Source organism: Streptomyces sp. Xyl84, from assembly GCF_059731885.1.
The window spans coordinates 4,263,625-4,289,758 of record NZ_AP029182.1 but is presented as its reverse complement, the minus strand read 5'-3'; the positions used below and the strand labels follow the sequence as shown (position 1 = coordinate 4,289,758).

At 72.2% G+C, this 26,134-nt stretch carries 21 protein-coding genes and 1 tRNA gene; 11 read left to right on the top strand and 11 right to left on the bottom strand.

Annotated elements, in window-relative coordinates; translation table 11 throughout:
* Positions 1 to 831, bottom strand: a complete 831-nt coding sequence (locus AC6I72_RS18690) for a glycoside hydrolase domain-containing protein (protein WP_498002097.1) — start codon at positions 829 to 831, stop codon at positions 1 to 3.
* A gap of 402 nt (positions 832 to 1,233) precedes the next feature.
* On the opposite strand from AC6I72_RS18690, the gene AC6I72_RS18685 reads away from it, so the two are divergent.
* Both AC6I72_RS18685 and AC6I72_RS18680 read left to right on the top strand, forming a co-directional pair.
* Positions 1,234 to 1,962: a hypothetical protein gene (locus tag AC6I72_RS18685; protein ID WP_498002096.1), complete on the top strand. Its 729-nt coding sequence runs from the start codon at positions 1,234 to 1,236 to the stop codon at positions 1,960 to 1,962.
* A gap of 105 nt (positions 1,963 to 2,067) precedes the next feature.
* Positions 2,068 to 2,439 (top strand): hypothetical protein, encoded by a 372-nt coding sequence (locus AC6I72_RS18680; RefSeq protein ID WP_498002095.1) that lies wholly within the window; start codon positions 2,068 to 2,070, stop codon positions 2,437 to 2,439.
* Here AC6I72_RS18680 and AC6I72_RS18675 read toward each other — a convergent pair.
* Positions 2,436 to 2,858 (bottom strand): ATP-binding protein, encoded by a 423-nt coding sequence (locus AC6I72_RS18675; RefSeq protein ID WP_498002093.1) that lies wholly within the window; start codon positions 2,856 to 2,858, stop codon positions 2,436 to 2,438. The genes AC6I72_RS18680 and AC6I72_RS18675 overlap by 4 nt on opposite strands.
* 240 nt (positions 2,859 to 3,098) lie before the next feature.
* Here AC6I72_RS18675 and AC6I72_RS18670 point away from each other — a divergent pair, with 240 nt between their 5' ends.
* Together AC6I72_RS18670 and AC6I72_RS18665 are read left to right on the top strand one after the other, a co-directional pair.
* A complete protein-coding gene (locus tag AC6I72_RS18670) occupies positions 3,099 to 3,935 on the top strand; it encodes a helix-turn-helix domain-containing protein (RefSeq protein WP_498002092.1) in 837 nt (278 codons plus the stop codon).
* Positions 3,936 to 3,942: 7 nt separating this feature from the next.
* Positions 3,943 to 4,134 carry a DUF397 domain-containing protein gene (locus AC6I72_RS18665; protein WP_498002091.1) on the top strand — a complete coding sequence of 64 codons (192 nt, stop codon included), beginning with the start codon at positions 3,943 to 3,945 and terminating at the stop codon, positions 4,132 to 4,134.
* Between the two features lie 15 nt (positions 4,135 to 4,149).
* Here the strand turns inward: AC6I72_RS18665 and AC6I72_RS18660 are convergent, their stop codons facing one another.
* The 8 genes from AC6I72_RS18660 to AC6I72_RS18625 form a co-directional block, all read right to left on the bottom strand.
* Complete coding sequence (locus tag AC6I72_RS18660) at positions 4,150 to 4,881, bottom strand: HNH endonuclease family protein (protein WP_498004733.1); 732 nt, start codon at positions 4,879 to 4,881, stop codon at positions 4,150 to 4,152.
* Positions 4,882 to 5,116: 235 nt separating this feature from the next.
* Positions 5,117 to 8,653, bottom strand: a complete 3,537-nt coding sequence (gene mfd, locus AC6I72_RS18655) for a transcription-repair coupling factor (protein WP_498002089.1) — start codon at positions 8,651 to 8,653, stop codon at positions 5,117 to 5,119.
* Between the two features lie 325 nt (positions 8,654 to 8,978).
* Positions 8,979 to 11,561: an ABC transporter permease gene (locus AC6I72_RS18650; RefSeq protein WP_498002088.1), complete on the bottom strand. Its 2,583-nt coding sequence runs from the start codon at positions 11,559 to 11,561 to the stop codon at positions 8,979 to 8,981.
* On the bottom strand, positions 11,558 to 12,346 hold the full coding sequence (locus tag AC6I72_RS18645) for an ABC transporter ATP-binding protein (RefSeq protein WP_498002087.1): 789 nt from the start codon (positions 12,344 to 12,346) through the stop codon (positions 11,558 to 11,560). Before AC6I72_RS18645 ends, AC6I72_RS18650 begins: the two co-directional genes overlap by 4 nt.
* A 459-nt stretch (positions 12,347 to 12,805) precedes the next feature.
* Entirely contained in the window at positions 12,806 to 13,216 is a 411-nt protein-coding gene (locus AC6I72_RS18640) for an NAD(P)-dependent oxidoreductase (RefSeq protein WP_498002085.1), read from the bottom strand.
* An 89-nt stretch (positions 13,217 to 13,305) separates the two neighbouring features.
* Positions 13,306 to 14,199 carry a cellulose-binding protein gene (locus AC6I72_RS18635; RefSeq protein ID WP_498002084.1) on the bottom strand — a complete coding sequence of 298 codons (894 nt, stop codon included), beginning with the start codon at positions 14,197 to 14,199 and terminating at the stop codon, positions 13,306 to 13,308.
* Between the two features lie 211 nt (positions 14,200 to 14,410).
* A complete protein-coding gene (locus AC6I72_RS18630) occupies positions 14,411 to 17,302 on the bottom strand; it encodes an SUKH-4 family immunity protein (RefSeq protein WP_498002082.1) in 2,892 nt (963 codons plus the stop codon).
* 8 nt (positions 17,303 to 17,310) lie between these two features.
* On the bottom strand, positions 17,311 to 18,339 hold the full coding sequence (locus tag AC6I72_RS18625; protein WP_498002080.1) for an SMI1/KNR4 family protein: 1,029 nt from the start codon (positions 18,337 to 18,339) through the stop codon (positions 17,311 to 17,313).
* Positions 18,340 to 18,684: 345 nt separating this feature from the next.
* On the opposite strand from AC6I72_RS18625, the gene AC6I72_RS18620 reads away from it, so the two are divergent.
* Together AC6I72_RS18620 and AC6I72_RS18615 are read left to right on the top strand one after the other, a co-directional pair.
* On the top strand, positions 18,685 to 19,200 hold the full coding sequence (locus AC6I72_RS18620) for a YwqJ-related putative deaminase (protein ID WP_199811517.1): 516 nt from the start codon (positions 18,685 to 18,687) through the stop codon (positions 19,198 to 19,200).
* Between the two features lie 64 nt (positions 19,201 to 19,264).
* A complete protein-coding gene (locus AC6I72_RS18615) occupies positions 19,265 to 19,822 on the top strand; it encodes an SUKH-3 domain-containing protein (RefSeq protein WP_498002077.1) in 558 nt (185 codons plus the stop codon).
* Between the two features lie 292 nt (positions 19,823 to 20,114).
* Here AC6I72_RS18615 and AC6I72_RS18610 read toward each other — a convergent pair whose 3' ends face one another.
* The gene (locus AC6I72_RS18610; RefSeq protein ID WP_498002075.1) at positions 20,115 to 21,443 is read right to left on the bottom strand and encodes a sensor histidine kinase; all 1,329 of its coding nucleotides are present in this window, start codon (positions 21,441 to 21,443) and stop codon (positions 20,115 to 20,117) included.
* Positions 21,444 to 21,609: 166 nt separating this feature from the next.
* On the opposite strand from AC6I72_RS18610, the gene AC6I72_RS18605 reads away from it, so the two are divergent.
* From AC6I72_RS18605 to AC6I72_RS18585, 5 genes are all read left to right on the top strand, one after another.
* On the top strand, positions 21,610 to 22,470 hold the full coding sequence (locus AC6I72_RS18605; protein ID WP_498002073.1) for a hypothetical protein: 861 nt from the start codon (positions 21,610 to 21,612) through the stop codon (positions 22,468 to 22,470).
* A gap of 26 nt (positions 22,471 to 22,496) precedes the next feature.
* A tRNA-Gln gene (locus tag AC6I72_RS18600) sits at positions 22,497 to 22,568 on the top strand.
* 112 nt (positions 22,569 to 22,680) lie between these two features.
* Positions 22,681 to 24,126: a bifunctional UDP-N-acetylglucosamine diphosphorylase/glucosamine-1-phosphate N-acetyltransferase GlmU gene (gene glmU / locus AC6I72_RS18595; protein ID WP_498002071.1), complete on the top strand. Its 1,446-nt coding sequence runs from the start codon at positions 22,681 to 22,683 to the stop codon at positions 24,124 to 24,126.
* Between the two features lie 146 nt (positions 24,127 to 24,272).
* Positions 24,273 to 25,247 carry a ribose-phosphate diphosphokinase gene (locus AC6I72_RS18590; RefSeq protein WP_037852794.1) on the top strand — a complete coding sequence of 325 codons (975 nt, stop codon included), beginning with the start codon at positions 24,273 to 24,275 and terminating at the stop codon, positions 25,245 to 25,247.
* 270 nt (positions 25,248 to 25,517) lie between these two features.
* Complete coding sequence (locus AC6I72_RS18585) at positions 25,518 to 26,111, top strand: 50S ribosomal protein L25/general stress protein Ctc (protein ID WP_498002069.1); 594 nt, start codon at positions 25,518 to 25,520, stop codon at positions 26,109 to 26,111.
* The last annotated feature ends 23 nt before the right edge of the window (positions 26,112 to 26,134 follow it).

Below are 26,134 nucleotides of genomic sequence, written 5' to 3'. Positions count from 1 at the left end.
TCAGCCGGTGATCGCCACCGGGGCGTCCCACGCGTCACGGTCGACGGTGAGGGTGTAGCCGCGGCGCGTCTCCTTGCTGTTCACCTGGTACTGGTGGGCACGGCTGTGGTCGGTGTACTGGGTCCGGCCGAAGGGCCAGTCCGTGGTGGTGGTGTCCTTCTTGTCCCACAGCGCGTACCAGAGGTTGCCGGGCAGGTCGGTCCTGTTGCTCGCGGTGGCGACGGCCTTGGCGCTGGAGCTGGTGAAGCCGTAGAAGCCCGCGCGGTAGGTCTTGGCGCGCAGTTGCTTGTCGAAGGCGCGGACGTAGGCCAGTACGGCGTCGTTGCACGCCTTGTCCGTGACGGCGTACGGCTCCATGTCGAGGTAGACGGGGCTGCCGGCCTTCATGCCGAGCGCGGACGCCTTGGCCACGGCGTCCTTGGCGTCGCTGCTGCCCAGGGACGCGGCGGTCGCGGCGGTGAGCTTCTCCGGGCTGGCGCTCTTCTGGCAGGGCGGCTGGGCGCCGACGTAGAGCGGGACGAGCTTCCAGCCGAGGGAGCTGACCGACTTCACCCAGGAGGCGGTGAGGTTGGGCTGGGCGCAGCCGCGGTTGCGGCCGCCGATGTAGACGGCGGCGCCGCCGTAGTAGCCGTCGGCGCGCCAGGCCTTCATGGCGCCGAGCGAGGGCGCGGTGCAGGTGTCGAAGGCACGGCCGGTGAAGGTCTTCTGCGCGGGCCAGGACGTGGCGGCCATCGAGGTCTGCGCGGCGATCCCGCCGCCCGCGACGACCGCGGCCCCTGCCACCGCCCAGGTGATGTACCTGCGCTTCCTGGACTGCCGGTGTTCGGCCATCCCCACCCCTATGTTCCGGTGCGTGCGCGTGTCCTGCAGGCGCACGTGTGTGCTGGAGCGCGTACGGCGGTGGTCACACGACGTACGTCCGCTGGAAGTGTCTTCAGGTCCCCCGGCATGGCGCGCACGGTCGGCGCGCCGCCGCGTTCCCGCGCCTGAAGCGGATCGCACGGTAGCCGACGCCGCTTGTGCGAACGGGAAACAGTTCCCCTCCGGCGTCACACGTTTTCCCCAAGCGACGGCAAAATCGGCCGCGTCGCCGGTGCGGCGGGCGGGGGCCTCCAGCCGACTCGCCGGTCTTGACCGAGTGTTGGCCCGCTTCTGACCTGTCCATGATCTCCTGGTCCGAAGGGCGTCATAGGGTCCGGTGGCCACCCCCATGGCTCGTTCCGAAGGATCTTGATGCACCTCCCCTCCCGCGCCGCCCGCGTTCTGACGGTGGCCGCGCTCCCCCTGGTCCTGGCCGCCTGCGGCTCCTCCGGGGACACCAAGGCCACGTCGTCCTCGCAGGACACGCCGGCCGCCTCCCCGGCGTCCTCGGCCAAGGACCCCGACGCCGGACTGCTCACCGGCACGCAGTTGAAGAAGGCCCTCGCCCCGGCGTCCTTCTTCCCGTCCGGTTTCAGCTCCGACCCGTCGAGCACGCGGGACACCGGAGACACGTTCACACCGCCGGCCACCAAGAGCCCGGCGAAGCCCGACTGCACACACCTGGACGGCACGGGCTGGGTCGACGTCACCGGGATCACCGGGGTGTCGTTCGCGCAGGGCGACTACGTCGACAAGGACACGTCCCAGGAGATCTCCCAGGAGATCGACGCCTACCGGGGCACCGCCGCCGCGAGCGTGCTGGAGGCCGTCCGGAAGACCGCCGCCTCCTGCGTGTCCTTCACCGACTCCGGCACCCACAGCACGGTGAAGGCCGCGGGCAGCACCACGCCGGGACTCGGTGACGGGGCCTACACCATCACGCTGACCGACAGCGCGTGGGAGAACGGCACCACCCTGATCGCCGCCCGCCAGGGCACCGATGTCGTCACCGTGCTCTCCACCGACGGCCACGACAACGGCGCGGCCACGGCGAAGAAGCTGGCGCGGCGGATCGTCGCGTCCCTGAAGACGGCTTCCTGACCGCCGGGGCGGACGGGGCCCGCCCCCTCGCCTGGTGGCTTAATCTTGCCCCCTGCTGTGTCCGCGCCCGACCGGGGCGGGCCGTGTGGGGGGGATGAGATCGACGTGGAGAAACGCCTCGAAGCCGGCTGGTTCCAGCGGATCGCCTGGGTGATCCTCGCCTGGGGCTCGCTGGGCATGCTCATGTGGGTGCCCTTCCTGTACGTGGCGATCCGCCGGGGGCGGGGCTCGGACTGGGGGGCGTTCGCCTCGTTCCTGCTCTACGAGTGCGTGACGGTGACCTGGATCGCCCTCATGCCCGACGAGGGGCAGGACGACCTGCTGTTCGGCTTCGTCATCATCGGCTGCATGCTCGCGGCCGCGCTGGTGCTGCTGTTCGCCCTGTTCGACAAGCGGTCGCCGCAGGGGGCTGCGCCCGCGTACGGGCCCCCGCGGGCCACGGCGCCGGGGTCGTACGGGTATCCGTACGGGCGTTAGGCCGCGTTCAGTTCGCACCAGACGACCTTGCCGCGGTTGCCCTCCCTGGCCAGCGGCTGCCACCCCCACAGGTCCGCGCAGGCCTTGACCAGCGCCAGCCCGCGCCCCTCCTCCGACTCGGCGACCTTCTCCAGCGGCACCGGCGGCTCCGGCGGGGCGGGGTCCGCGTCCCAGGCACCGATCCGCAGCACGCCCGCCGCCCAGCGCACCCGCAGGGCGGCCGGCCCCTTCGTGTGCCGTACGGCGTTGGAGACCAGCTCGGTCGCCAGCAGCTCGGCCATGTCCACCAGCCGGATCAGGCCGTGCATGGTCAGGATGAGGCGGAGGGTGCGGCGGCTGACGGTGACGGCGCGGAGGTCGTTGGGGAGGTAGAGGCAGTACTCCCAGGGATCGGCGGGGGCATGGCTGTTTTCGGGCATGGGGGGACTCCGTCCGTCGAGTGAGGGGTGCGGTTCCTGGATTGCGCTGCGGTGTCCGGGCGGTGGCCTTGCCGCAGCCGTCATGGCAGGACGGAGCGGTGCGCTTCCGGTGCCCCGGGGTTTCGCAGGGTGTGCGTCGCGTCACCGACGGTAGGTCTAAATCTAGGGACGCTGCAAGCGGGTCGCGTAATCTGACCCCCGAACGAGTCATGCCGCGAGGCACGTTGAAGGGGCCGGTCCATGGTGAAGAGGCGCGAGCCGACAGCGCGTCAGTTGCGACTGGCCACCGAACTGCGCAGGCTCCGCGAAGCGGCGGGTCTCAACGCCCGTCAAGCGGCCGCCCTGCTCGGGGTGGCCCCCGCCCAGATCACTCACATCGAGTCCGCGCTCGCGGGCGTCAGCGAGCAGCGGATCCGTCGCATGGCGTCCCACTACGCCTGCACGGACACCGAGTTCATCGACGCGCTGGTGGCGATGGCCACGGACCGCACACGCGGCTGGTGGGAGGAGTACCGGGGACTGCTGCCCACCGCGTTCCTGGACCTTTCCGAGCTGGATCACTACAGCTCGTTTCTGTGCGAGGTGTCCATCCTGTTCGTGCCTGGTCTCTTGCAGACAGAGGACTACGCACGCGCGGTCTTCTCCTCCCGGGTGCCGGAACTCACGCCCGAGGAACTTGAGCTGCGTGTCCGTTACCGCATGGCGCGCCAGGCGATCAGCACGCCCTACGAGGTGATCGTCCATGAGGCCGCGCTGCGCATCAGAGTAAGAGACCGTGCCACTTCGAAGGCCCAGCTCAACCGGCTCCTCGATCTCTCCCAAGCGGACCACGTCACCCTGCGGGTCATCCCTTTCGATCTGGACGGCTTCTCCAGGGCCTCAAGCACCATGACGTACGCAGGTGGCCCGGTGCCCAAGCTGGACACGGTGGTACGCGACGCTCCCCACGGCTCGGTTTTCATCGACTCCGAAGCCCAACTGGACGCCTATCGAAAGCGTTTCCGTAAAGTGAAGGATGTATCACTCGACCCCGAGCGATCCCGCGACTTCATCCACGGGCTGACGAAGGAGCTGTGAGGCATCCATGGCCGCTCACGACAACTGGCGAAAGTCGTCGTACTCCGGCGAGGGCGACGGCAACGCCTGCGTCGAGATCGCAACCTCCCCTACCCACACCGCCGTCCGCGACTCCAAAGCCCCCGCCCGGGCCGTCCTCACCTTCCCCGCCCCCGCCTTCGGCGCCTTCCTCGGCGCTCTCAAGCGGGCGGCGCGCTGAGCCGGGCCGGCGGTGTCAGCCGCCGCACTGCCGCAGCATCGCCTGCTTGTCCGCCGTCGTCACCGGCAGCTTGTACTTGAGCGAGACCTGGGCGAACCGCACGCTGTACGCGCACCGGATGCCCTTGTTCGGCGGCAGCCAGGTCGCCGGTCCTGAATCGCTCTTGGCGGAGTTGGCGGGGCCGTCGACCGGCAGCAGGTTCAGGGGGTCGTTGGCGATCTGCTCGCGCTTCTCCTTGGGCCAGTGCGCGGCGCCCATCTGCCAGTCGTAGGACAGCGGCATCACGTGGTCGATCTGCACGGTGGCCGCGTGCGCCTTGGTCCACTGGATCGTCCTGCCGGTGTACGGGTCGTGCAGGGTCATCGCCACGAGCACGCAGTTGGAGCCCTTGCGGAAGCTGACGTCCTGCCCGTCGCGCTTGAGCACGTCGTCGCGGGTGTCGCAGCCGTTGTGCGCGAAGGGCACGCCGTTCACGGAGTCCATCCACGCGTAGCCGAACTGGTCCCGCTTGTACCCCGTCTTGGGGCCGCGGCCCTTCGTGGCCACCGTGCCTATGAGCTTGCGGGCCGCCGCCCGGTCCGACTCGCCGGTCAGCGGCGCCAGACCCGGCTTCGTCCCGTCCGGGTTGGCCAGCGGACTGACGGAGTGTCCGTCGGAGGACGGGGCCGGTGCGCCGCTGCGCGTGGCGGGCCCGGCGCCGTGGACGTCGTCGCCCTTGCATCCCGCGACGAGGGCGAGGGCCGCCATGACGCACACCGCCGCACCACCGCGTACGAGCGGACGCCGCACCGCGCGCCCCGGCCCCAGCTCCCCGGCTTCCCGGTAGATCTCCACGCCCATGAGCCCTCCCCTTGCCTTGCCGTGCGTGGCCCGCGCCTGGTGCGTGCGGGCCTGTCTTACCTGTGCCCACGGTAACCAGGAAGGTGCGCGCCCCACTTGGGGGCGCACAGAGGCAAAAGGAGCGAAAAGGGCGTATCGAGTGTTACGACCCGAGCACCGAGGCCAGGAACTCGCCGACCCAGCCCAGCAGTTCGCGGCCGACCAGCGGCTTGCCGCCGACCTTCGCGGTCTTCGGGCGGGGGACGAGCACCTGGTGGGTGGCCGGCTTGAGCAGCGAGCCCGGGTAGAGGCGCTTGAGGCGCAGCTCCTGGGACTCGCGCAGTTCCACCGGGGCGAAGCGGATGTTGGTGCCCTGGAGCACGATCTCCCCGACCCCGCAGGCGCGGGCGAGCATGCGCAGCCCGGCCACCAGCAGCAGGTTCTCCACCGGCTCGGGCAACTTGCCGTAACGGTCGGTCAGTTCCTCGCGGACCGCCTTGACGTCCTCCTCGCTGTTGGCGGAGGCGATGGAGCGGTACGCCTGCAGGCGCAGCCGCTCGCCGGGCGCGTAGTCGTGCGGGACGTGCGCGTCGACGGGCAGCTCGATCTTGACCTCCAGCGGCGGCTCCTCCTCGGCCCCGCCGGTCTCCAGCTGCCGCCGGTAGTCCGCGACCGCCTCGCCGACCATGCGGACGTACAGGTCGAAACCGACGCCCGCGATGTGGCCGGACTGCTCGCCGCCCAGCAGGTTTCCGGCGCCGCGGATCTCCAGGTCCTTCATCGCCACGTACATGCCCGCGCCCATCTCGGTGTGCTGGGCGATGGTGGCCAGGCGCTCGTGGGCGGTCTCCGTGAGCGGCTTCTCCGGCGGGTAGAGGAAGTAGGCGTAGCCGCGCTCGCGGCCCCGGCCGACCCGGCCGCGCAGCTGGTGCAGCTGGGAGAGGCCGAAGTTGTCGCCGCGCTCCACGATGAGGGTGTTGGCGTTGGAGATGTCGATGCCGGACTCGACGATCGTCGTGGAGACCAGCACGTCGAACTTCTTCTCCCAGAAGTCCACGACGACCTGCTCCAGGGCCTGCTCGGACATCTGGCCGTGGGCGGTGGCGATGCGCGCCTCGGGGACGATCTCGCGCAGCCGGGCCGCCGCCCGGTCGATGGACTCCACCCGGTTGTGGATGTAGAAGACCTGGCCCTCGCGCAGCAGCTCACGGCGGACCGCCGCGCCGATCTGCTTCTCCTCGTACGGCCCGACGAAGGTGAGCACCGGGTGGCGCTCCTCGGGCGGGGTGGTGATCGTGGACATCTCGCGGATGCCCGTGACGGCCATCTCCAGGGTGCGCGGGATCGGGGTCGCGGACATCGTCAGCACGTCGACGTTGGCGCGCAGCTTCTTCAGCTGCTCCTTGTGCTCGACGCCGAAGCGCTGCTCCTCGTCGACGATGACCAGGCCCAGGTCCTTGAACTTCGTCTCGGAGGAGAACAGCCGGTGGGTGCCGATGACGACGTCCACCGAGCCCTCGCGCAGCCCTTCGAGGACGGCCTTCGCCTCGGTGTCGGTCTGGAAGCGGGAGAGCGCCTTCACCTTCACCGGGAACTGCGCGTAGCGCTCGGAGAACGTGCCGAAGTGCTGCTGCACCAGCAGCGTCGTCGGGACCAGGACCGCGACCTGCTTGCCGTCCTGGACGGCCTTGAAGGCGGCGCGCACCGCGATCTCCGTCTTGCCGTACCCCACGTCGCCGCAGATCAGGCGGTCCATCGGGACCGTCTTCTCCATGTCCTCCTTGACCTCGGCGATCGTGGTCAGCTGGTCCGGGGTCTCCGCGTAGGGGAACGCGTCCTCCAGCTCGCGCTGCCAGGGCGTGTCGGCGCCGAAGGAGTGCCCGGGGGCCGCCATCCGCGCCGAGTACAGCTTGATCAGGTCGGCGGCGATCTCCTTGACCGCCTTCTTCGCGCGCGCCTTGGTCTTGGTCCAGTCGGCGCCGCCGAGGCGGTGCAGGGTGGGCGCCTCGCCGCCGACGTACTTGGTGATCTGCTCCAGCTGGTCGGTGGGGATGTACAGGCGGTCGCCGGGCTGGCCGCGCTTGGCCGGGGCGTACTCCACCACCAGGTACTCGCGGGTCGCGCCCTGCACGGTGCGCTGCACCATCTCGATGTAGCGGCCCACGCCGTGCTGCTCGTGGACGATGTAGTCGCCCGCCTCCAGGGTGAGCGGGTCGATGGTCTTGCGGCGGCGGGCCGGCATGCGGGCGCCGTCCCGGCTCGCGGTGCGCTGGCCGGACAGGTCGGTCTCGGTGAGCACGGCCAGCTTCAGGGCCGCGTCGACGAAGCCGTTGTCGATGCAGCCGCACGCCACGTGCACCACCGACGGGGAGACCTCACCGAGGTCCGCGTCCAGGCGGGCCGCGATGCCCTCGCCGCCCAGCACCTCGACGGTGCGGGCGGCCGGGCCGTGGCCCTCGGTGACGTAGACCGTGCGCCAGCCGTCGGCGAGCCAGCCCTTGGTGTCGGCGAGCGCCTTGGCGGTGTCGCCGCGGTACGTCTCGGGGGCGTGCATGCCCAGCTTGAGGGTGTCGGTGTCCTCGGCCGCCTCGTCGGCGGCGAACGGCGACACCGACCACCACATCATGTCCAGCTCGCGCGCCCGCTCCCGCACGTCCGCGATCGACCACAGGGAGGCCGCGCCGACGTCGATGGGCGCCTCGCCGCCGCCCGCGGTCGCGGCCCAGGACGCCTGGAGGAACTCCTGGGAGGTGGCCACCAGGTCGGACGCGCGCGTGCGCACCCGCTCCGGGTCGCACACCACGGCCATCGCACCCTTGGGCAGCACGTCGAGGAGCAGCTCCATGTCGTCGACGAGGACCGGGGCCAGGGACTCCATGCCCTCCACCGCGATGCCCTCGGCGATCTTGCCCAGCAGTTCGCCCAGCTCCGGGTGCTGCTCGGCCAGGGCACGGGCGCGCGTGCGGACGTCCTCGGTGAGCAGCAGCTCACGGCAGGGCGGCGCCCACAGGCCGTGCTCGGCGACCTCCAGGGAGCGCTGGTCGGCCACCTTGAAGTAGCGGATCTCCTCGACGTCGTCGCCCCAGAACTCGATGCGCAGGGGGTGTTCCTCGGTGGGCGGGAACACGTCGAGGATGCCGCCGCGCACGGCGAACTCGCCGCGCTTCTCCACCAGCTCCACGCGCGAGTAGGCGGCGGCCGCCAGGGCTTCGACGATGCCGTTGAGATCGGCGGTCTGCCCGGTGCGCAGGGCGACGGGCTCCAGGTCGCCCAGGCCCTTGACCTGCGGCTGGAGCACCGAACGGATGGGAGCGACGACGACGGAGACGGGGCCGGTCTCCGGGTCGTCGGGCCTGGGGTGGGCCAGGCGGCGCAGGACGGCGAGGCGGCGGCCCACGGTGTCGCTGCGCGGGCTGAGCCGCTCGTGCGGGAGCGTCTCCCAGGAGGGGTACTCCACGACGCCCTCCTGCGGCAGCAGCGAGCGCAGGGCGGCCGCCAGGTCCTCGGCCTCTCGGCCGGTCGCCGTCACCGCGAGCACCGGGCGGGCGGCCTCGCGGGCCAGGGCGGCGATCGCGAAGGGACGGGCGGCGGGCGGGCCGACGAGGTCGACGTGCATCCGATTGCCGTCCGTGGCCGCGGTGATCGCTTCCGCGAGGGCGGGGTCCTTGACGACGGCGTCGAGCAGACCGTGCAGGCTCATGGAGGGGGCTTCCGTCCGGAGGTGGGCAACGCGAAGGGCCCGGCTCGGAGTGCGGGCCGGGGGTTCCTTCAGCGTACGACGCCGGGGCGGGAGCGGTCGGGCCTGTGGACAACACGGGAGCATCGAACGCGTGCCCGATGCCGGGCGGCCGGCCCCCCGGGGGTGTCCGCCCCCGGGCCCCCCTCCCCGTCCCGCCCCCGTCCCGCCCCTGGGCGCTCCCCTGGACGGCCCGGACACACGCACCCGGGGGCGGGAAGCCCCCATGGCTTCCCGCCCCCGGGCGGATTTCCCCGTGACCCCCGTTCACGAGGGGTCCGTCGCGTCGCTAGTCCGTCGCGATCGCGTTCAGTACGTTCATCCGGCCGGCGCGGAAGGCCGGGACCAGCGCGGCGAACAGGCCCACGAAGGCCGAGCCGACGAAGACGGCGGTGATCGTCGGCCACGGGATGTCCAGGACACCCAGGCCCTCCAGGGCGAGGAGCTTCTGGGCGGTGGCGCCCCAGCCCATGCCCAGTCCCAGGCCGAGCAGCGCGCCGAACAGGGCGATCACCACGGACTCCATGCGGATCATGCGCCGCAGCTGCCGGCGGGACAGGCCGATCGCCCGCATCAGGCCGATCTCCCGGGTCCGCTCGACCACCGAGAGGGCCAGCGTGTTCACCACGCCGAGCACCGCCACGATGATCGCGAGGGCGAGCAGGCCGTAGACCATGTTCAGGAGCTGGCCGACCTGGTCCCTCAGTTCCTGCTTGTAGTCGGTCTGGTCACGCACCTGGTACTGCGGGTACTGCTCCAGGGACTTCTTCAGGGCCGCGTACGCCTGCTTCTCCTGACCGTCCTTCGCCTTGGCGAACATGATCATGTTCGGCGGGACGCGGTCCTGCGGGACGTACTTCTCCATGGTGGTGATGGACAGGTAGCGGGCGCCCTTGTCGATGGCCGTGTCGTCGCTGGTGACGGCGGCGACCTTCAGACGGGCCGTCCTGCCGCCCTTGAAGGCGACGGTGAGGGTGTCGCCGGCGTGGATCCCGTGCTCCTTGGCGTAGTCGGCGCCCACCGACATGGCGTCGGGGCCGTAGGCGTCCTTCAGCGAGCCCTCGGTGACCGTGCGGCGCACGTCGTCGGCGTAGGACGGGTCGGCGGCGGTGACGTTGTCGTCGACGCGCTTGCCGTCCGGGGAGGTCAGGGTCGCGTCGAGCACCTTGTAGCGGGTGGTGTGGTCCAGGCCCGGCGTCTGCCGCATGGCCTGCTCGGCCTGCGGGACGATGCGCTGGTTGCCCTGGACGATGAAGTCCGCGCCGACCGTCCGGTCCAGCTCGTCGGTGGCCGAGGCCACCATCGAGGAGCCGACCACCGACAGGCAGGCGACCAGGGCGAGGCCGATCATCAGCGCCGCGCCGGTGGCGCCGGTGCGGCGCGGGTTGCGCAGCGCGTTGCGCTCGGCCATGCGGCCCACCGGACCGAAGGCCCGCAGCAGCACCGCGCTGATCACCCGGACCACCCCGCCCGCCAGCAGCGGACCGATGACGACGAACCCGATCAGGGTCAGCACCACGCCGAGGCCGAGGACCGCCGAGCCGTCGCTCGCCTTGTCGGCGGTGGCCGCCGCGTACAGGGCGGCCGTGCCCGCGCCGGTGAGGACCAGGCCGATCAGGGCCCGCACCCAGCCCGCCCTGCCGTCGGCCGGCGTACCGGCGTCGCGCAGCGCGGCCATCGGGGAGACCTTGCCGGCCCGGCGGGCCGGGAGGTAGGCGGCCAGGACGGTGACGACGACGCCGAGGACCACACCGGCCACCGGGGTGGTCGCCTTGATCGTCAGGTCGTCGGTGGAAAGGTCCATGCCCGCCGCGCTCATCAGCTTCATCAGGCCGATCGCGATGCCGACGCCCGCGCCGACCCCGAGGACGGAACCGACGAAGCCCAGCAGCAGCGCCTCGACCAGCACCGACCGGTTGACCTGCTTGCGGGAGGAGCCGATCGCCCGCATCAGGCCGATCTCCCGGGTGCGCTGGGCGACCAGCATGCTGAAGGTGTTGATGATCAGGAAGATGCCGACCAGGAAGGCGATCCCGGCGAAGCCGAGCATGGCGTACTTGATGACGTCCATGAACGAACCGACGCTCTTGCGGTTCTCGTCGGCGTTCTCCTCGGCCGTCTGGATCTTGTACGCGGTGGCCCGGGTCCCGGCGCCGTCCAGGGTCCGCGCCACGTTCCGCTTCAGCTGCTCGTCCGGCACACCGGGGGCCGCGGTGACCGCGACCTGGGTGAACCGGCCGGTCGCGCCGAGCAGGCCGCGCTGGGCGGTGGCGGTGTCGAAGTAGACGACGGAGGCGCCCGGGTTGGTCACCTTGAAGGCGGCGATGCCGACGATCCGGGCCCTGAGATCACCGCTCTGCGCGATGGTGCGCAGCTCGTCGCCGAGCTTCAGGCCGTGCTTGTCGGCGGTGTCGGCGTCGACCATCACCTCGCCCGCACCGTGCGGGGCGTGACCGGAGGTGATCTCCATCGACTTCAGTTCGCCCGGGCCCCAGTTGCCGGCGATCGTCGGAGCGCCGTTGGAGGAGCCCATGTTCTTGTTGTGGCTGTCGACGACCGTCACGTTCGCCGAACTGACCCCGCCCTGCACCGACTTGACGCCCTCGGCGTGCCGGACGCGGTCCAGCGTGGCGGCCGGCAGCGTCTCGGGCACACCGCTCTGCGGGCTGCCGTCGTTCTTCGCGTCCTTCGGCGAGACGGTCACGTCGGCCGCCGTCACCGCGAACAGCTTGTCGAACGTCGTGTTCATGGTGTCGGTGAACACCAGCGTGCCGCACACGAACGCCACCGACAGCAGCACGGCGACCGCGGAGAGCGCCATGCGTCCCTTGTGCGCGAAGAAGTTGCGCAGGGAGGTTCTCAGCACGGTCATGACGTACGCCCCCGGGCGTCGAAGTCCTTCATGCGGTCCAGGACCTGGTCGGCCGTCGGCTCGTACATCTCGTCGACGATCCGGCCGTCGGCGAGGTACAGCACCCGGTCGGCGTAGGAGGCGGCCACCGGGTCGTGCGTCACCATCACTATGGTCTGGCCCAGCTCGTCCACGGAGCGGCGCAGGAAGCCCAGCACCTCGGCGCCGGCCCGCGAGTCGAGGTTGCCGGTCGGCTCGTCCCCGAAGATGATCTCCGGCCGGGCGGCCAGGGCGCGGGCCACGGCGACGCGCTGCTGCTGGCCGCCGGAGAGCTGGTTGGGCCGGTGCTTGAGCCGCCCGGCCAGACCGACCGTCTCGACCACCCTCTCCAGCCAGGCGCGGTCCGGCTTGCGGCCGGCGATGTCCATGGGCAGGGTGATGTTCTCGATCGCGCTCAGCGTCGGCAGCAGGTTGAACGCCTGGAAGATGAAGCCGATCCGGTCCCGGCGCAGCTGCGTGAGCTTCTTGTCCTTCAGGCCGGTGATCTCGGTGTCGTCCAGGTAGATCTGACCGCCCGTCACCGTGTCGAGTCCGGCGAGGCAGTGCATCAGCGTGGACTTGCCGGACCCCGAGGGGCCCATGATCGCGGTGAACTGGCCGCGGGCGATGTCCACGTCGACGTGGTCGAGGGCGACGACCCGGGTCTCCCCGGATCCGTACGCCTTCACGACCTGCCGCGCCCGCGCGGCCACGGCCGTGGGATTTCCAGTACCCCCGTGCCTGGGAATGGTCACAGCCGATGTCACGGTACGTCTCCTATGTCGGTCATGCTTCGAGCGGGATGCGGGGCGGTGGTCGGGTGAACAGGGTGCGGGGACGGCCCCCGCCGTGCGCGGCGCACGGTGTGCGCGTAGCGCGTACTGCGTGTGTCCGCGCGCCGCGGGTGTCCGCGGGTGCGCCGTGCCGGAGCGATGCTCCCGTCACGACGACGAGTCTGCTGTGCGCGTGCCCCCCGGCGCGCTGGTGCTCAGCGCAGTCTTCCGCTGGGGAAAACCCCACCCCCGTCGGTGCGGCCCACCGCCCCCCAGCGGCGTAAAGCCAGACTAAGGACGGCGCGCGGCCGTCTCGTCCTCCGCCAGTACGAACCCTCCCCGACCTCAAGTACGGACCTCCCCCTAGGGGCTGTCCGCCGACAGGTGGACTCCGTCTCAGGGTTGTCTCCACCCACCGGCCCACCGAGCCTCCACCCTTCCGTCGCGTCAAGGTCAAGCCGAAGGCCGCCGGCACCGCCTGCCCAGCGCCTCCTCGCGCAGCAGTTCGCCCGGCGTGGGCGTGCCCACGGTGGTGCGCACATCGACGAACGCGCCCGCGTGGCGGTGGTCGCCGGCCTGCCGCAGCAGCTCCCGGACCAGATCGGGGCGCGCCGTGTACCGGCCGGGCAGGCGGGTCGTCCCGATCCGGTAGTCACCGACGTCCGGCGCGTCGAAGAGTCCCGCGGGACGCAGCACCGTCCAGTCCAGGCCGCTCGCCCGGACGGGGAAGGTCCCGGGGTGCCGGGTGACGGCACTGACGCGGTGCCCCGCCGCGGCCGCCTGGGCGACGACCAGCCGCCCGGCCGGGCCGTTCGCGCCGAAGACGACGATGTTCATCTCTTCCGTGTTCCCGCTGCTGTCCACGGGGGGCCTCCCCTGTCCTGTCCGCGCGGCTGCGGCGGACCCACGGACAAGAGGGCGGGCGGGCCCGGAATGCGACACCGGACCGCGCACTACTGCGCCCGCGCACGCCCCGTCAGCGCCGTGATGTCGCTCTGCACGGTGTCCATCTGCGCCCGTACGTCGTCCCAGAGTTCACCGTGTTCCACCAGCACCTGCTCCGTCTCCCGGGCGATCCGCTCCGCCCGCAGCCGCGCCCCGGCCAGCACCTCCGCGGCGTACGCCCGCGCCTCCTCCGGCACCCTGCGCGCCGCCTCCTGCGCCTGCGCGAGCGCCTGCTCCGCGGCGGCCAGCGCCCCCTCGGCGGCCGACAGCCGCCGGGCGTGGTCCGCCTCCAGCGCGGCCAGCCGCGCCCGCTCCTCCCGCTCCGCCGCGGCCAGCCGGGCGGCGTGCTCGCGGGACTGCCCGGTGAGCATCCCGCAGGTGCGCCGGCGCACCTCGCGCAGCGCGGCCAGTGCCTCGCCGCGGCGCGCCTTCACCTCGCGGCGGACCGCGATCCGCAGCGCGTCGGCCTCCGCGCGCGCCGCCAGGAGCCGCTGCCCGGCCCGTTCGTCGGCCTCGGCGCGCACCGCCTGCGCGTACGCCCGCGCCTCACGCAGCAGTCCGTCCGCGTAGGCGCGTGCCGACTCCACCGTCGCGTGCGCCTCCTGGCGCGCCCGCTCGCGCACCGCGCCCGCCTCCCGCCGCCCCTGCTCGTACAGCCGTCGCGCGCCCTCGCCCAGCGACTCGTAGGTCTGCTCGCCGAGGGCCGCGACGGTCTCCCGCAGGACCGCCAGCTCCGCCTCCATGTTCTTGGCCAGCACGGTCAGCCGCGCGGCCCGCTCCCAGGCCGCGTCCCGGTCCGCGAAGAGCGCGGCCGCGCAGGCGTCCACCTGTTCGGGCCGGTAGCCGCGCCCCCGGACGACCTCGAAGCGGTGGAGCGAGACCGATGACGCCGTGCTGCCCATCCTGAACCCCTCTCCGTCGTGCACCGCCGGACACCGCCGAATGGATGCGACACGATGACTGCGGGCACATCCTCAGCTATAGGGACGAAATGTTCATAACGCGACACTCCGGATGCACATCCGGCCGACGGTGCACGGAAGAGGGGACAGAAAGAGGCCGGGCCCGGTCACTCGACCGGGCCCGGCCTCCCTGCGCCGGACGCTCACCGCGTCACAGCAGTCCGTCCCACATCTGCTCCAGCAGCACCGACCACCAGCTCTCCGGAGAGCCGAGCGCCGCCGGGTCGAGCGAGGCGAGCTGGGCCTGGAAGTCGACGGTCCAGCGGCCCGCCTGCTCCTGGTTCAGGCCGTAGCGCAGCCGCCACATCCGGCCGAGCAGGGCCAGGCAGCGCGCGAACTCCGGCAGACCGGTGTTCACGAACTGCGGCGGCACCGACGTACCGCCGGGGCCCGCCTCCACCGGCACGGCCACGATGTTCGCCGTGCCGTACTGCACGCAGAGCGCCTTGCCGAAGTCGCTGCCCATGACGAGGTACGAGCCCGCGTCCGGCGCCGGCTGCACCCCGCGCTCGGCCGCCAGCTCCGCCAGCGTCGGCACCGGGCGGCCCGGCTGGGCCTGCGCCCAGAAGAACGGGCCCATGTCCAGCGGCAGGCCCGCCGCCACCAGCGTGTGCGCCACGACCGGCGGCACACCCTGGCGGGAGACCGCCACCTGCTCGAACCGGAACACGCCGGGCCCGAAGGCCCCCGCCAGCTCCTGGGCGATGCCCTCCGGCGGAAGGGGCGGCACGGGCTGCACCGGCGGCAGCGGCGCACGCACCGGCGCCGGACGGGCGGGCCCGTCGGCCACCTGGTGCAGCTCGCCCTGGTGCGCCAGGAGTTGCGCCATGCCCTGCTGACGGCTCGCGTGGTCGGTGCCGTACGGCGCGATCGACGTGATCCGCGCCTGCGGCCACTGCTCCCGGATCATCCGCGCGCAGTACGCGCCCGGCAACTGGCACGACTCCAGCTCCGTGTGCAGCTCCAGCACCTGGTCCGGCGGCACGTTCATCGCACGCAGCTCGTGGAAGATCTGCCACTCCGGATGCGGCGTGCCCGGCGCCGAACGCCGGATCAGCTGCTGCTCGGAGCCGTCCTGCGCGCGGTAGCGCAGCACGGCCTGGTAGCCCGGACCGACCGTCGGCCGCGCCTGCGGCGGGTAACCGTAGGCGGGCGGCTGCTGACCGGGCACGGGCTGCCCCGCAACGGGCGGCGGCATCGCGCCGGGCGGGGGCGGCGGCATCGCGCCGGGGGCCGGGGGCGGCATCGCGCCGGGGGCCGGGGGCGGCATCGCACCCGGAGGCGGCGGAGGCATCGCACCCGGAGGCGGCGGCATCGCGCCGGGAGGCGGGGGCGGCGGCTGCGGGACGCCGGGCGGGGCGGGCGGCGAAGGCACGCCGGGACCGCCGGACGGGGGCGGGGCCAGCACGGTCGCCGCCTGGTGCACGCCGCCCTGCCCCGCACCCGGAGCACCCGGAGCGCCCGGGGCACCGGGAGCGCCGGGCGGCTGCGGCGGGCCGGGAACGCCAGGGGTGCCGCCCGGGGCTCCGGGCGGTCCCGGCGGCGGCGGAGCGCCACCCGCCCGCCCGGGGTCGGCGAGCATCGTGGCCGCGTGGTGGACACCGCCCGGAGGCGTACCGCCGGGAGTGCCCGGAGCGCCAGGGGCCGCCGGGGCAGGGGGTGTTCCGGGGGCCTGCGGAACACCGGCGCCCTCGGGGCCGTCCGGGCCCAGCGAGGAGACGAGCTGCGTCGGCACGTACCCGCCCGCGCCACCCGGCGCGGCGGGCGGCGCGGCCGCGGGGGCCGGCCGTGCTCCCGGGGTGCCGGGCGCGCCCGGCGGCGGGGGCATGGGCGCGGCGCCCCGCCCACGGTTCGGCGGAGGCGGCGCCTTGCTCGTCGCGGCGTCGGCGATGTCCCCCGCGTGCGGGGGAAGCGGCTGCCCGGAACCGGCCGGGCCGCCGGGGACGGGCGGGTACGGCGCACCCGGCACGCCACCGGGGGACGGAGCGGGGCCGCCCTGGGCACCGGGTGCCTGCGGGTAGCCGTACGGCGCCCCGGTCGGGGGCGGGGGCGGAGTGCCCGGAGCCGGTGTGCCGGCCGGCGGAGGCGGGACGCTGCCCGGTGCGGGCGGCGGCGTCGCACCGGGCGGGGGCGCGGGCGTGCCGCCCTGGGGCACACCGGGAGCGCCCGCCGGGGCGGGCGTGCCGGGGGCGGCGGTCCCGTCGAGCGCCGGTGCCACCGCCGTACGGGGAAGACGGCTGCCGCCCGCCATCAGCGCGGTCTTGGCATCCGGCGCGGTGGCCGGCGGCGTGCCGTCGTCGGACTCACCGAGCGGCGGCGCGAACACCGTCGCGGGAAGCGGTACGGAACGGTCCTCCCCCACGTCCGCGTTGGTGTCGGTCCCGGCCCACGGGGTCGCCCCCACGGGCGTACTCGGCGCACCGGACGCACCCGCCCCGCTCACCGGCACCCCGGCCCGCGTCGCAGGCAGCGACCCGTCGCGCTGCGGACCGGCACCGGACCCACCGGCGGCACCCGCACCGGGCCCACCCGCGAAACCCGCACCCGCAACGCCGGCACCACCGGCCGCCACGCCGGCACCCGCGCCGCTCGCCGTACCCGCACCGGCGCCCGTGGCACCCGCGGCGCCCCCCGCCGTGCCGCCGCCCTGGCCGCGACGGTCCGGGATACCCATCCGGTCCGCCGCCTCCTGCAGCCACTCCGGCGGACTGAGCAGGAACGACGTCTGATTCAGGTCCACCCGGGCCGGCGGCGCCGCCGCGTCCGCGTCCGCGGCCGGCTCCGGACGGCCGTACTCCTCCTCGTACCGGCGGATCACCTCACCCACCGGCAACGCGGGCCACAACGTGGCCTCGCCGCTGTCCCGGGCGAGGACCAGCCGCTGCCTGCCCCCGTCCGAACGCGGACCCTCCGCACGGTCCTCGGCCCACACCACGAAACCGAGTTCGAACTCCCGTACCCGCACCTCCCGGTGCTGGTACGCCGGCACGTCACCGTTGATCCACTCTTCGGCGCGCTCCTGCGCCTGCGCGAACGTCACCATCGCCGGATTCACTCCCCCACCGCAGACGCGGAAGACACCGGGACGGCCTGCGCGAACCCGCCGTCCACCATCAGGTTCGCCACCGTCTCCAGCTCCGGCGGCGAACCCGCCAGCCGGGACAGGAACGCGTCGAAGTCCTCACCGCACGGCAGCAGCAGCCGCTCCACGCGCTCCGCCTGCGGCCACGCCGGATCCACGTCCCGCACGTCGTCGTACGCGCAGAACCAGACCGAGCCCAGCCGGTCGCCCTTCACCTTCACCGCGAGCAGACCGCCCTGCACGAAACCGACGCCCAGGTAGTCCTTGGTGAGGTGGTCGCGCAGGCACTTGTTGACGTAGACGAGATCGTTGACCGCCGCCTCCTCACGCACCGTGAAGAAGGGCTGGTCGACCAGGAGCCCCAGCTCCGCGTCGAGCGCCGTGCCCACCGGGGCACAGCCGCCCGCCGCCTTCAGGAAGGAACGGTAGGCGCCCGGCAGCCGGTAACCCAGGTCCTCCTCGACACCCTGCACCTGCTGCTCCGTCACCGCCGGCCCCGACTTGGGCAGTCCGAAATGAGCCGGCCGGGTCTCCTGCAACGGACGGGTGCCGCGCTTGGCCTGGTCGACGTTCGCGGTCGCGATCCCGCCGTGGTGGCGCAGCAGCGCCTTCACCTCCACCGGGACCAGTTCCAGGCGCCGCGTGCCCGCCACGTGGTGCCACGTCCAGCCGTGCGGCGTCGCCACGCTCGGCACCGTGTCCCACAGGTCGTGGCCGGCCGCCGCCAGCGCCGCGTTCGCCGACACGTAATCCGTCAGCCGCAGTTCGTCCACGCCGAAACCCTCCGGCGGGTCCGCGATCTGCGCCGCCGCCCGCGCGTACGGCGAGAAGTCGGGGTGACCGCGCTCGTCGACCCGCACACCCCTGGGGTGACGGGCCGCCCGGACCGGGTCCGGGAAGTGCACGGTCTGCCCGGCGTAGGCCGCGTTCGGCGGTGCGGCCTGCCCTCCGGCCTGGCGGCCGGGTGGTACCCCCAGCCCGAGCCGACCTGTCGTCATGGCGGTTGCCCCCTGCGGCACTCTGTACGGCCCGCGGCCGGCGGCTGCCTGCTCCGCTCACCGAGGCCCGTATCGACTACTTCTCTCCAACGCGTCGGCCGCGCGAGCGCGGCGTGCCGACAGCCTATGCGGTACGACGACACCGGTCACCGGGCCACCGCCCACCGCCCGCACCCGGCCCTGCCCGTGCCCGGCCACCGGTTCACCCGTGACCGTGACCGGACGTCACCCCGCGGTGACACACCGCCCAGAACCGGGCGTGTCGCACCGCCCCAGCTTCCCCACGGGCCACGCGATTTGGCACTCTGTGTCCTTCGGGGGGATGCTCGGGAGGGGACGATGATCATGAACGCGACGCAGACGGGACCGCACACCAGCGCTTCCGGCGACCCGCGGATCGGCTGGAGCAGCAGCGAGGCGCCGCACGCGCCGGTCCTCCGTCACCGCCGCGACGGCATACTCCCCACCATCGCCGCCGCCCTCTCCGTACGCGGCGCCACCCTCACCGGCACCGCCGCGCGCAGCGAGGAACCCCCCGCCCTGCACCCGCTCGTCCAGGACTTCCTCGACACCCTCACCAGCGCCCAGCGCGACCGCTTCACCGGCCGCTGCGCCGAGACCATCCTCATCTCCCGGCACATCAGCGCCGTCGACGCCACCCGCAGCAAACGCGCCTCCCGCAAACCCATGACCAACGGCGAAGCCCGCAAAGCCCTCAAACAGGCCAAACTCACCGCCCGCCGCATCCGCGAGGACGGCGACCCCCTGCACGGCAGCTTCGCCGCCCCGTGCCGCGCCTGCACCGCACTCAGCGCCCACTTCGGCGTCTACATCGTCGACCCCGCCGGCGGCAAGGCCTGACGGACGCCCACTCCGTGGCCGCACCCCGACACCCGCACGAGACGACAGGACGAACGAAGGGCCGATGCAAGCCGACCGCCGCGCCTTTGCCAAGCGCTCCGCCAACCCCTCCGCCAAGCCCGCACCCCCGGCCGGACCCGAGGGACCCCCCGCCCGCTTCGCCGCCCCCGTCGACGCCGCCCTGCGCGCCGCCGGCTGGCAGCCCGGGCGCTGGGACATAAAGCAGGCGGAGATCTGGGCCGACACCCTGCGCGACCACGCCTCCCCGGCCGGCCACCGGCACACCGTCTTCCCCGCCGCCGTCGAGGCCTGGGCCGAATTCGGCGGCCTGCAGATCACCCCCACGGGCCCCGGCCGCCAGATCGCCCCGGCCACACTCGACCTCGACCCGCTGCACGGCCTCCACATGGCCCGCACCCTCGGCGACCTCGGCCGCGCCCTCGACACCGACGTGTGCCCCCTCGGCGCCGAGAGCGACACCCAGACCCTGCTCGCCATCGACACCGCGGGCCGCGTCTACGCCCTCGACCACACCGGCGACTGGTACCTCGGCCCGGACATCGACCACGCCCTGTCGGCCCTGCTCTCCGGCCTGGCACCGGTACGCCTGACCGCCGGCTGACCCCACCCCCCGGCCACCGGGACGGCACCGCCGCGACGCACACGGGCGGGAGAGGGGGGCCGTACGCAGCGAGCGGCAGGCGGCACACACCGGGCGGCCGACGACCGGTCGGCGGACGAACCCGCAGGGCGCCGGGCACCAGGCGACCGCGCGGCTCGCCCGACGACACCCACCAACAGGCGACAGCCACCGGGACGGCACCGGCCGGCAGGCGGGACCCGCGAGGGGGGCGGCACCGGCCGGCAGCCGCGACGGGGCGGCACCGGCCGATGGGCAGGCACCCCCAGCCCCCTTACGCCGGAATCACCGCCGACACCCGGAAACCCCCCGCCTCCGTCGGCCCCGACACGAACACACCCCCCAGCGCCACGACCCGCTCCTTCATGCCGACCAGACCGTTGCCGCCGGACGGCAGCCGCGCCGCCGCCGCCGAACCCGGCTCCGGCGGCGGCCCGTTCTCCACCTGCATCGCGATCTCCGACCCCCGGTGCGCGAGCCGCACCCGCGTCTTCGCACCCGCCGCGTGCTTATGGACGTTCGTCAGCGCCTCCTGCACCACCCGGTACGCGGTCTGCTCGATCTCCGCCCCGTACGCACGCGCCTCACCCTCGACCGACAGCTCCACCACCATGCCCGCCGCGGCCGACTGCCCGACCAGCTCCTCCAGCTCCGCCAGACACGGCCCCTCCGCACCGGCCCCCGGCTCATCCACCGCACGGGACGCCGCCGCGGCCGCCGCGACCCCCACCGCGACCAGCGGCACGGCGGCCGGCCCACGCGCCGGCGGCACGGGCCCCGGCCCCTCCCCGCTGCGCAGCACACCCAGCATCTCCCGCAGCTCCGTCAACGCCTGGCGCCCCATGTCCCCGACCAGCGCCGCGTTCTTCACGGCCTTCTCGGGATCCTTGCGGGCCACCGCCTGCAACGCCGCCGCATGCACCACCATCAGACTCACCCGGTGCGCGACGACGTCGTGCATCTCACGGGCGATCCGGGTGCGTTCCTCACCGCGCGCCCACTCGGCACGCTCCTCCGCCCGCTCCGCGAGCAGCTGCAACTCCCGCTCCAGACTGTCCGCCCGCTCCCGCAACGACTCCATCAGCCGCCGCCGGGCACCGACATAGAGACCGAGCAGCAGCGGAGGCGCGGTGAGCCCGAGCGACGTGGTCACCGCGGCGAACGGAACGAACCAGTCACCCAGGGTGAAATCACCCCGCGCCATGTCCTGCCGCACCCGCACGAACGTCACGATCATCGTGCCGACCAGCGACATCCCGGCCAACGCCCCGATGATCCGGCGCGGCAGCTCACAGGTGGCGAGCGTGTAGAGCCCGACGATCCCCATCAGGAAGCCCATCTGCGCCGGCGTGACCGCGATCGCGACCAGCACGACCGCGATCGGCCACCGCCGCCGCACCAGCAGCACCGTCCCGCACAGCAGCCCGAAGACGACACCGGCGGCCACCGGGATCCCGGCGTCCCGCGCGAACGGCACCCCCTCCGCCGCACACTCGGCCGCCGACGCCAGCGCCAGACTCCCGTCGAACAGCGCACCGCGCCACCGCGCCCACCACCACGGCCCGGTCACAGCCGTGGCGCGCGCTTCCCCCGTCGTGGTCATGCGTCCAGCCTACGGGCGCCCGTCGGGGCTTTTCCGGCGAGTTTCGCCTACAGGCCTTGATCACGAACGGTGACCGAAGAGTATCGAAACAAGGCGATTTCCCTCGAACTGGTGAACATCGATCGTTCGAGCGCGGAACGCGGCATTCCGGCCGGACGGTATGCACATGGCACATCCACACGGCAAATACGCCGACTTCGAGGGCCTGCGGAAGCAGGCTGTCGCGCTGCGGCGGGCGGGACTCAGCCGACGGCAGATCCGCGATCGGCTGCACGTCGACAACAACGACATCCTCAACCGCCTCCTCCAGGGCGAACCGGCCCCGGAATGGACGAAACGCCCCAACGCGAAGGACGACCTGCGGGAGAGGGCACGGGGACTACGCCTCCAGGGCTGGACGTACGACCAGATCCAGACGGAGCTGGGGTGCTCGAAGAGCTCGATCTCACTGTGGGTACGGGACCTGCCGAAGCCGGAGCGGCGCGACCCGACCGAGCAGGCGAAGCTGGCGGCACGGAAGCGCTGGGAGCACGAGCTGGCGGTACGCGACGAGAAGCGGCGGCACACGAAGGAGACGGCCAGGCAGGCCGTCGGCGACCTGACCGTCCGCGAGTTGTTCCTCGTGGGCGTAGGGCTCTACTGGGCCGAGGGCACGAAGGACAAACCTTATGCCCGCCGCGAGTCCGTCGCGTTCGTCAACAGCGACCCGGGGGTGGTCAGGCTCTTCCTCGCATGGCTCGACCTGCTCGGCGTCGAGCGCGGGCGCCTCCGCTTCGCGGTGATGATCCACGAGTCCGCGGACGTGACCGGAGCCGAACGGTTCTGGGCGGAGCTCGTCGGCGCCGACCACTCGTCGTTCACCAAGACCACGCTCAAGAAGCACAACCCCAAGACGGTCCGAAAGAACATCGGTGACGCATACCGGGGCTGCTTGGTGATCAAAGTCCTCAAGGGCGCCGAGCTGTACCGTCGCATCGAGGGCTCGTGGTACGGCATAGTAGATGCGGCGACCTCAACGGAACAGTGAAATGTCCGTTTTAGGGAGCTTTACACTCCCCTGTGGTGTAATGGGCAACACGGGTCACTTTGGATGATTTGTTCCAGGTTCGAGTCCTGGCAGGGGAGCACACTCGGTTCGGGTCCTGGCTGCACCAGCCGGGACCCGCTCTCGTCTCCCCCCTCAACGGCCCCGGTATCCTGCGGATGTCCACCCCACCCAAGAGCCGAAGGGCATCCCGTGAGCGCCATTCGCCCGGCAGCCGTCGTCGTCCTCGCAGCGGGTGAGGGCACCCGTATGAAGTCGGCCACACCGAAGGTCCTGCATGAGATCTGCGGCCGTTCCCTGGTCGGTCATGTGCTGGCCGCCGCGCGTGAGTTGAAGCCGGAGAACCTGGTCGTCGTGGTCGGCCACGCGCGCGAGAAGGTGACCGCGCACCTCGCCGAGGCCGACGCCCAGGCGCGTACCGCCGTGCAGGAGAAGCAGAAGGGCACCGGGCACGCGGTCCGGATGGGCCTGGAGGAGCTGGGCGGTCCCGTCGAGGGGACCGTGATCGTGGTCTGCGGGGACACCCCGCTGCTGACCGGGGACACCCTCGCGAGCCTGGCCGCCGCGCACACCGCGGACGGCAACGCCGTGACCGTGCTGAGCGCCGAGGTCCCGGACGCCACCGGCTACGGCCGGATCGTGCGCGACGGCGGCGGCGCGGTGACCGCGATCGTGGAGCACAAGGACGCGAGCGAGGAGCAGCGGGCGATCCGGGAGATCAACTCCGGGGTGTTCGCGTTCGACGGGCGGCTGCTCGCCGAGGCGCTGGGTCAGGTGCGCACGGACAACAGCCAGGGCGAGGAGTACCTGACGGACGTGCTCGGGATCCTGCGGGCGGCCGGTCACCGGGTCGGTGCGTGTGTGGCCGGTGATCACCGGGAGATCGCGGGAATCAACAACCGGGTGCAGCTCGCCGAGGCGCGGCGGATCCTGAACGAGCGGTTGCTGACGGCCGCGATGCTGTCGGGGGTGACCGTGGTGGACCCGGCGACGACGTGGGTCGATGTGACGGTGACGTTCGAGCAGGACGTGGTGGTGCATCCGGGGACGCAGCTGCACGGGGCGACGCATCTGGCCGAGGGTTCGGAGGTCGGGCCGAACAGCCGGCTGACCGACACCCGGGTGGGTGCGGGGGCGCGGGTGGACAACACGGTGTCGGTGGGGGCCGTGGTGGGTCCGGAGGCGACGGTGGGTCCGTACGCGTATCTGCGGCCGGGGACGCGCCTGGGGCTGAAGTCCAAGGTGGGTACGTATGTGGAGACGAAGAACGCGCGGATCGGTGAGGGTACGAAGGTGCCGCACCTGTCGTATGTGGGGGACGCGACGATCGGCGAGCACTCGAACATCGGTGCGGCGAGCGTGTTCGTGAACTACGACGGCCAGGACAAGCACCACACCACGGTGGGTTCCCACTGCCGTACGGGTTCGGACAACATGTTTGTGGCTCCTGTCACGATCGGGGACGGTGCCTACACGGCTGCCGGCTCGGTGATCACGCGGGACGTGCCGCCCGGTTCGCTGGCCGTGGCCCGTGGCCAGCAGCGGAATATCGAGGGTTGGGTGGCGCGCAAGCGGCCCGGGAGCGCGGCCGCGAAGGCGGCCGAGGCGGCCTCGCCGAAGACGGAGAGCGAAGACTGACCGGAAACAGGCGCGCCGAACACGGCGTACCGTGATAAGTGCACACCCGCACCCCACCAGCTGAGACGGCCTCTCGCGCACGGTTGCACGGTTTGACGAGGTCTTCTCGACACCCAGCTGCGTACACCCTCTGAGGAGACAGTGCTGTGACCGGGATCAAGACGACCGGCGAGAAGAAGATGATGTTCTTCTCCGGCCGCGCCCACCCCGAGCTTGCCGAGGAAATCGCCCACCAGCTGGGGATCGGGGTCGTCCCGACCAAGGCGTTCGATTTCGCGAACGGTGAGATCTACGTCCGCTACCAGGAGTCGGCCCGTGGCGCGGACTGCTTCCTGATCCAGAGCCACACCGCTCCGATCAACAAGTGGATCATGGAGCAGCTCATCATGATCGACGCGCTGAAGCGTGCGTCGGCCCGTTCGATCACGGTCATCGTGCCGTTCTACGGTTACGCGCGGCAGGACAAGAAGCACCGCGGGCGTGAACCGATCTCGGCGCGTCTGGTGGCGGACCTGATGAAGACCGCGGGTGCGGACCGGATCCTCGCGGTGGATCTGCACACGGACCAGATCCAGGGCTTCTTCGACGGTCCGGTGGACCATCTGTTCGCGCTGCCGCTGCTGGCGGACTACGTGGGCAGCAAGGTGGACCGCAACAAGCTGACGGTGGTCTCGCCGGACGCCGGGCGGGTGCGGGTTGCGGACCGCTGGTGCGACCGGCTGGGCGCGCCGCTGGCGATCGTGCACAAGCGCCGGGACAAGGATGTGGCGAATCAGGTCACCGTGCACGAGGTGGTGGGTGATGTGAAGGGCCGGATCTGTGTTCTGGTGGACGACATGATCGACACCGGTGGCACGATCTGTGCCGCGGCGGACGCGTTGTTCGCGCACGGCGCGGAGGACGTCATCGTGACGGCGACGCACGGTGTGCTGTCGGGTCCGGCGGCGGACCGGCTGAAGAACTCCAAGGTGAGCGAGTTCGTGTTCACGAACACGCTGCCGACGCCGAGTGAGCTGGAGCTGGACAAGATCACGGTGCTGTCGATCGCGCCGACGATCGCGAGTGCGGTGCGTGAGGTGTTCGAGGACGGTTCGGTGACGAGCCTGTTCGACGAGCAGTGATGCTCGTCGCGCGGTGACGCTCACGGTGCCGTGACGTTCACCGTGCCGTGAATACCGCGCAGTAACGATCATTCTGTCGGTTCCGCCGACCGCTGGAGATCGTTTTGGGTTCGGCCTCCCCTGCCGAGTAGACTGCTCAAGTTGCTCGGCGAGGGAGGCCGTAGCCGTTCTCGGACGGATACGGCGGTCCGTTATCGACGCGCTCTTCGTAGCAGGCCGTTCGTGTGGCCGGGTGACCACTGTCCCCTACTTCTACGAGGAGTGAAGAGCATGTCCGAGGTGAAGATCTCCGCCGAGACCCGCAGCGAGTTCGGCAAGGGTGCCGCCCGCCGTGTCCGCCGTGAGAACAAGGTTCCCGGTGTGCTGTACGGCCACGGTACCGAGCCGCTGCACCTGACGCTGCCGGGCCACGAGCTGCTGCTCGCCCTGCGTACGCCGAACGTCCTGATCTCGCTGGACATCGACGGCAAGACCAACGAGCTGGCGATCCCGAAGGCCGTGCAGCGCGACCCGCTGAAGGGCTTCCTGGAGCACGTCGACCTGCTGCTGGTCAAGCGCGGCGAGAAGGTCACGGTCGAGATCCCGGTGCACACCGAGGGCGAGCTGGCCCCGGGCGGCAACCTGCTGGAGCACGTCCTGTCCGCGCTGCCGGTCGAGGCCGAGGCCACGCACATCCCGGAGCAGGTCACCGTGTCCGTCGAGGGCCTGGAGGCCGGTGCCTCCGTCCACGCCAAGGACATCGCGCTGCCGAACGGCGTGACCCTGGCCGTCGAGGAGGACGCCGTCGTCCTCCAGGTCCTGGCCGCGCAGGCCGAGGAGTCCGCCGAGGGCGAGGAAGCGGGCGAAGAGGCCGCGGAGGCCTGATCCCTCACCCCCCGCGCAGTTCG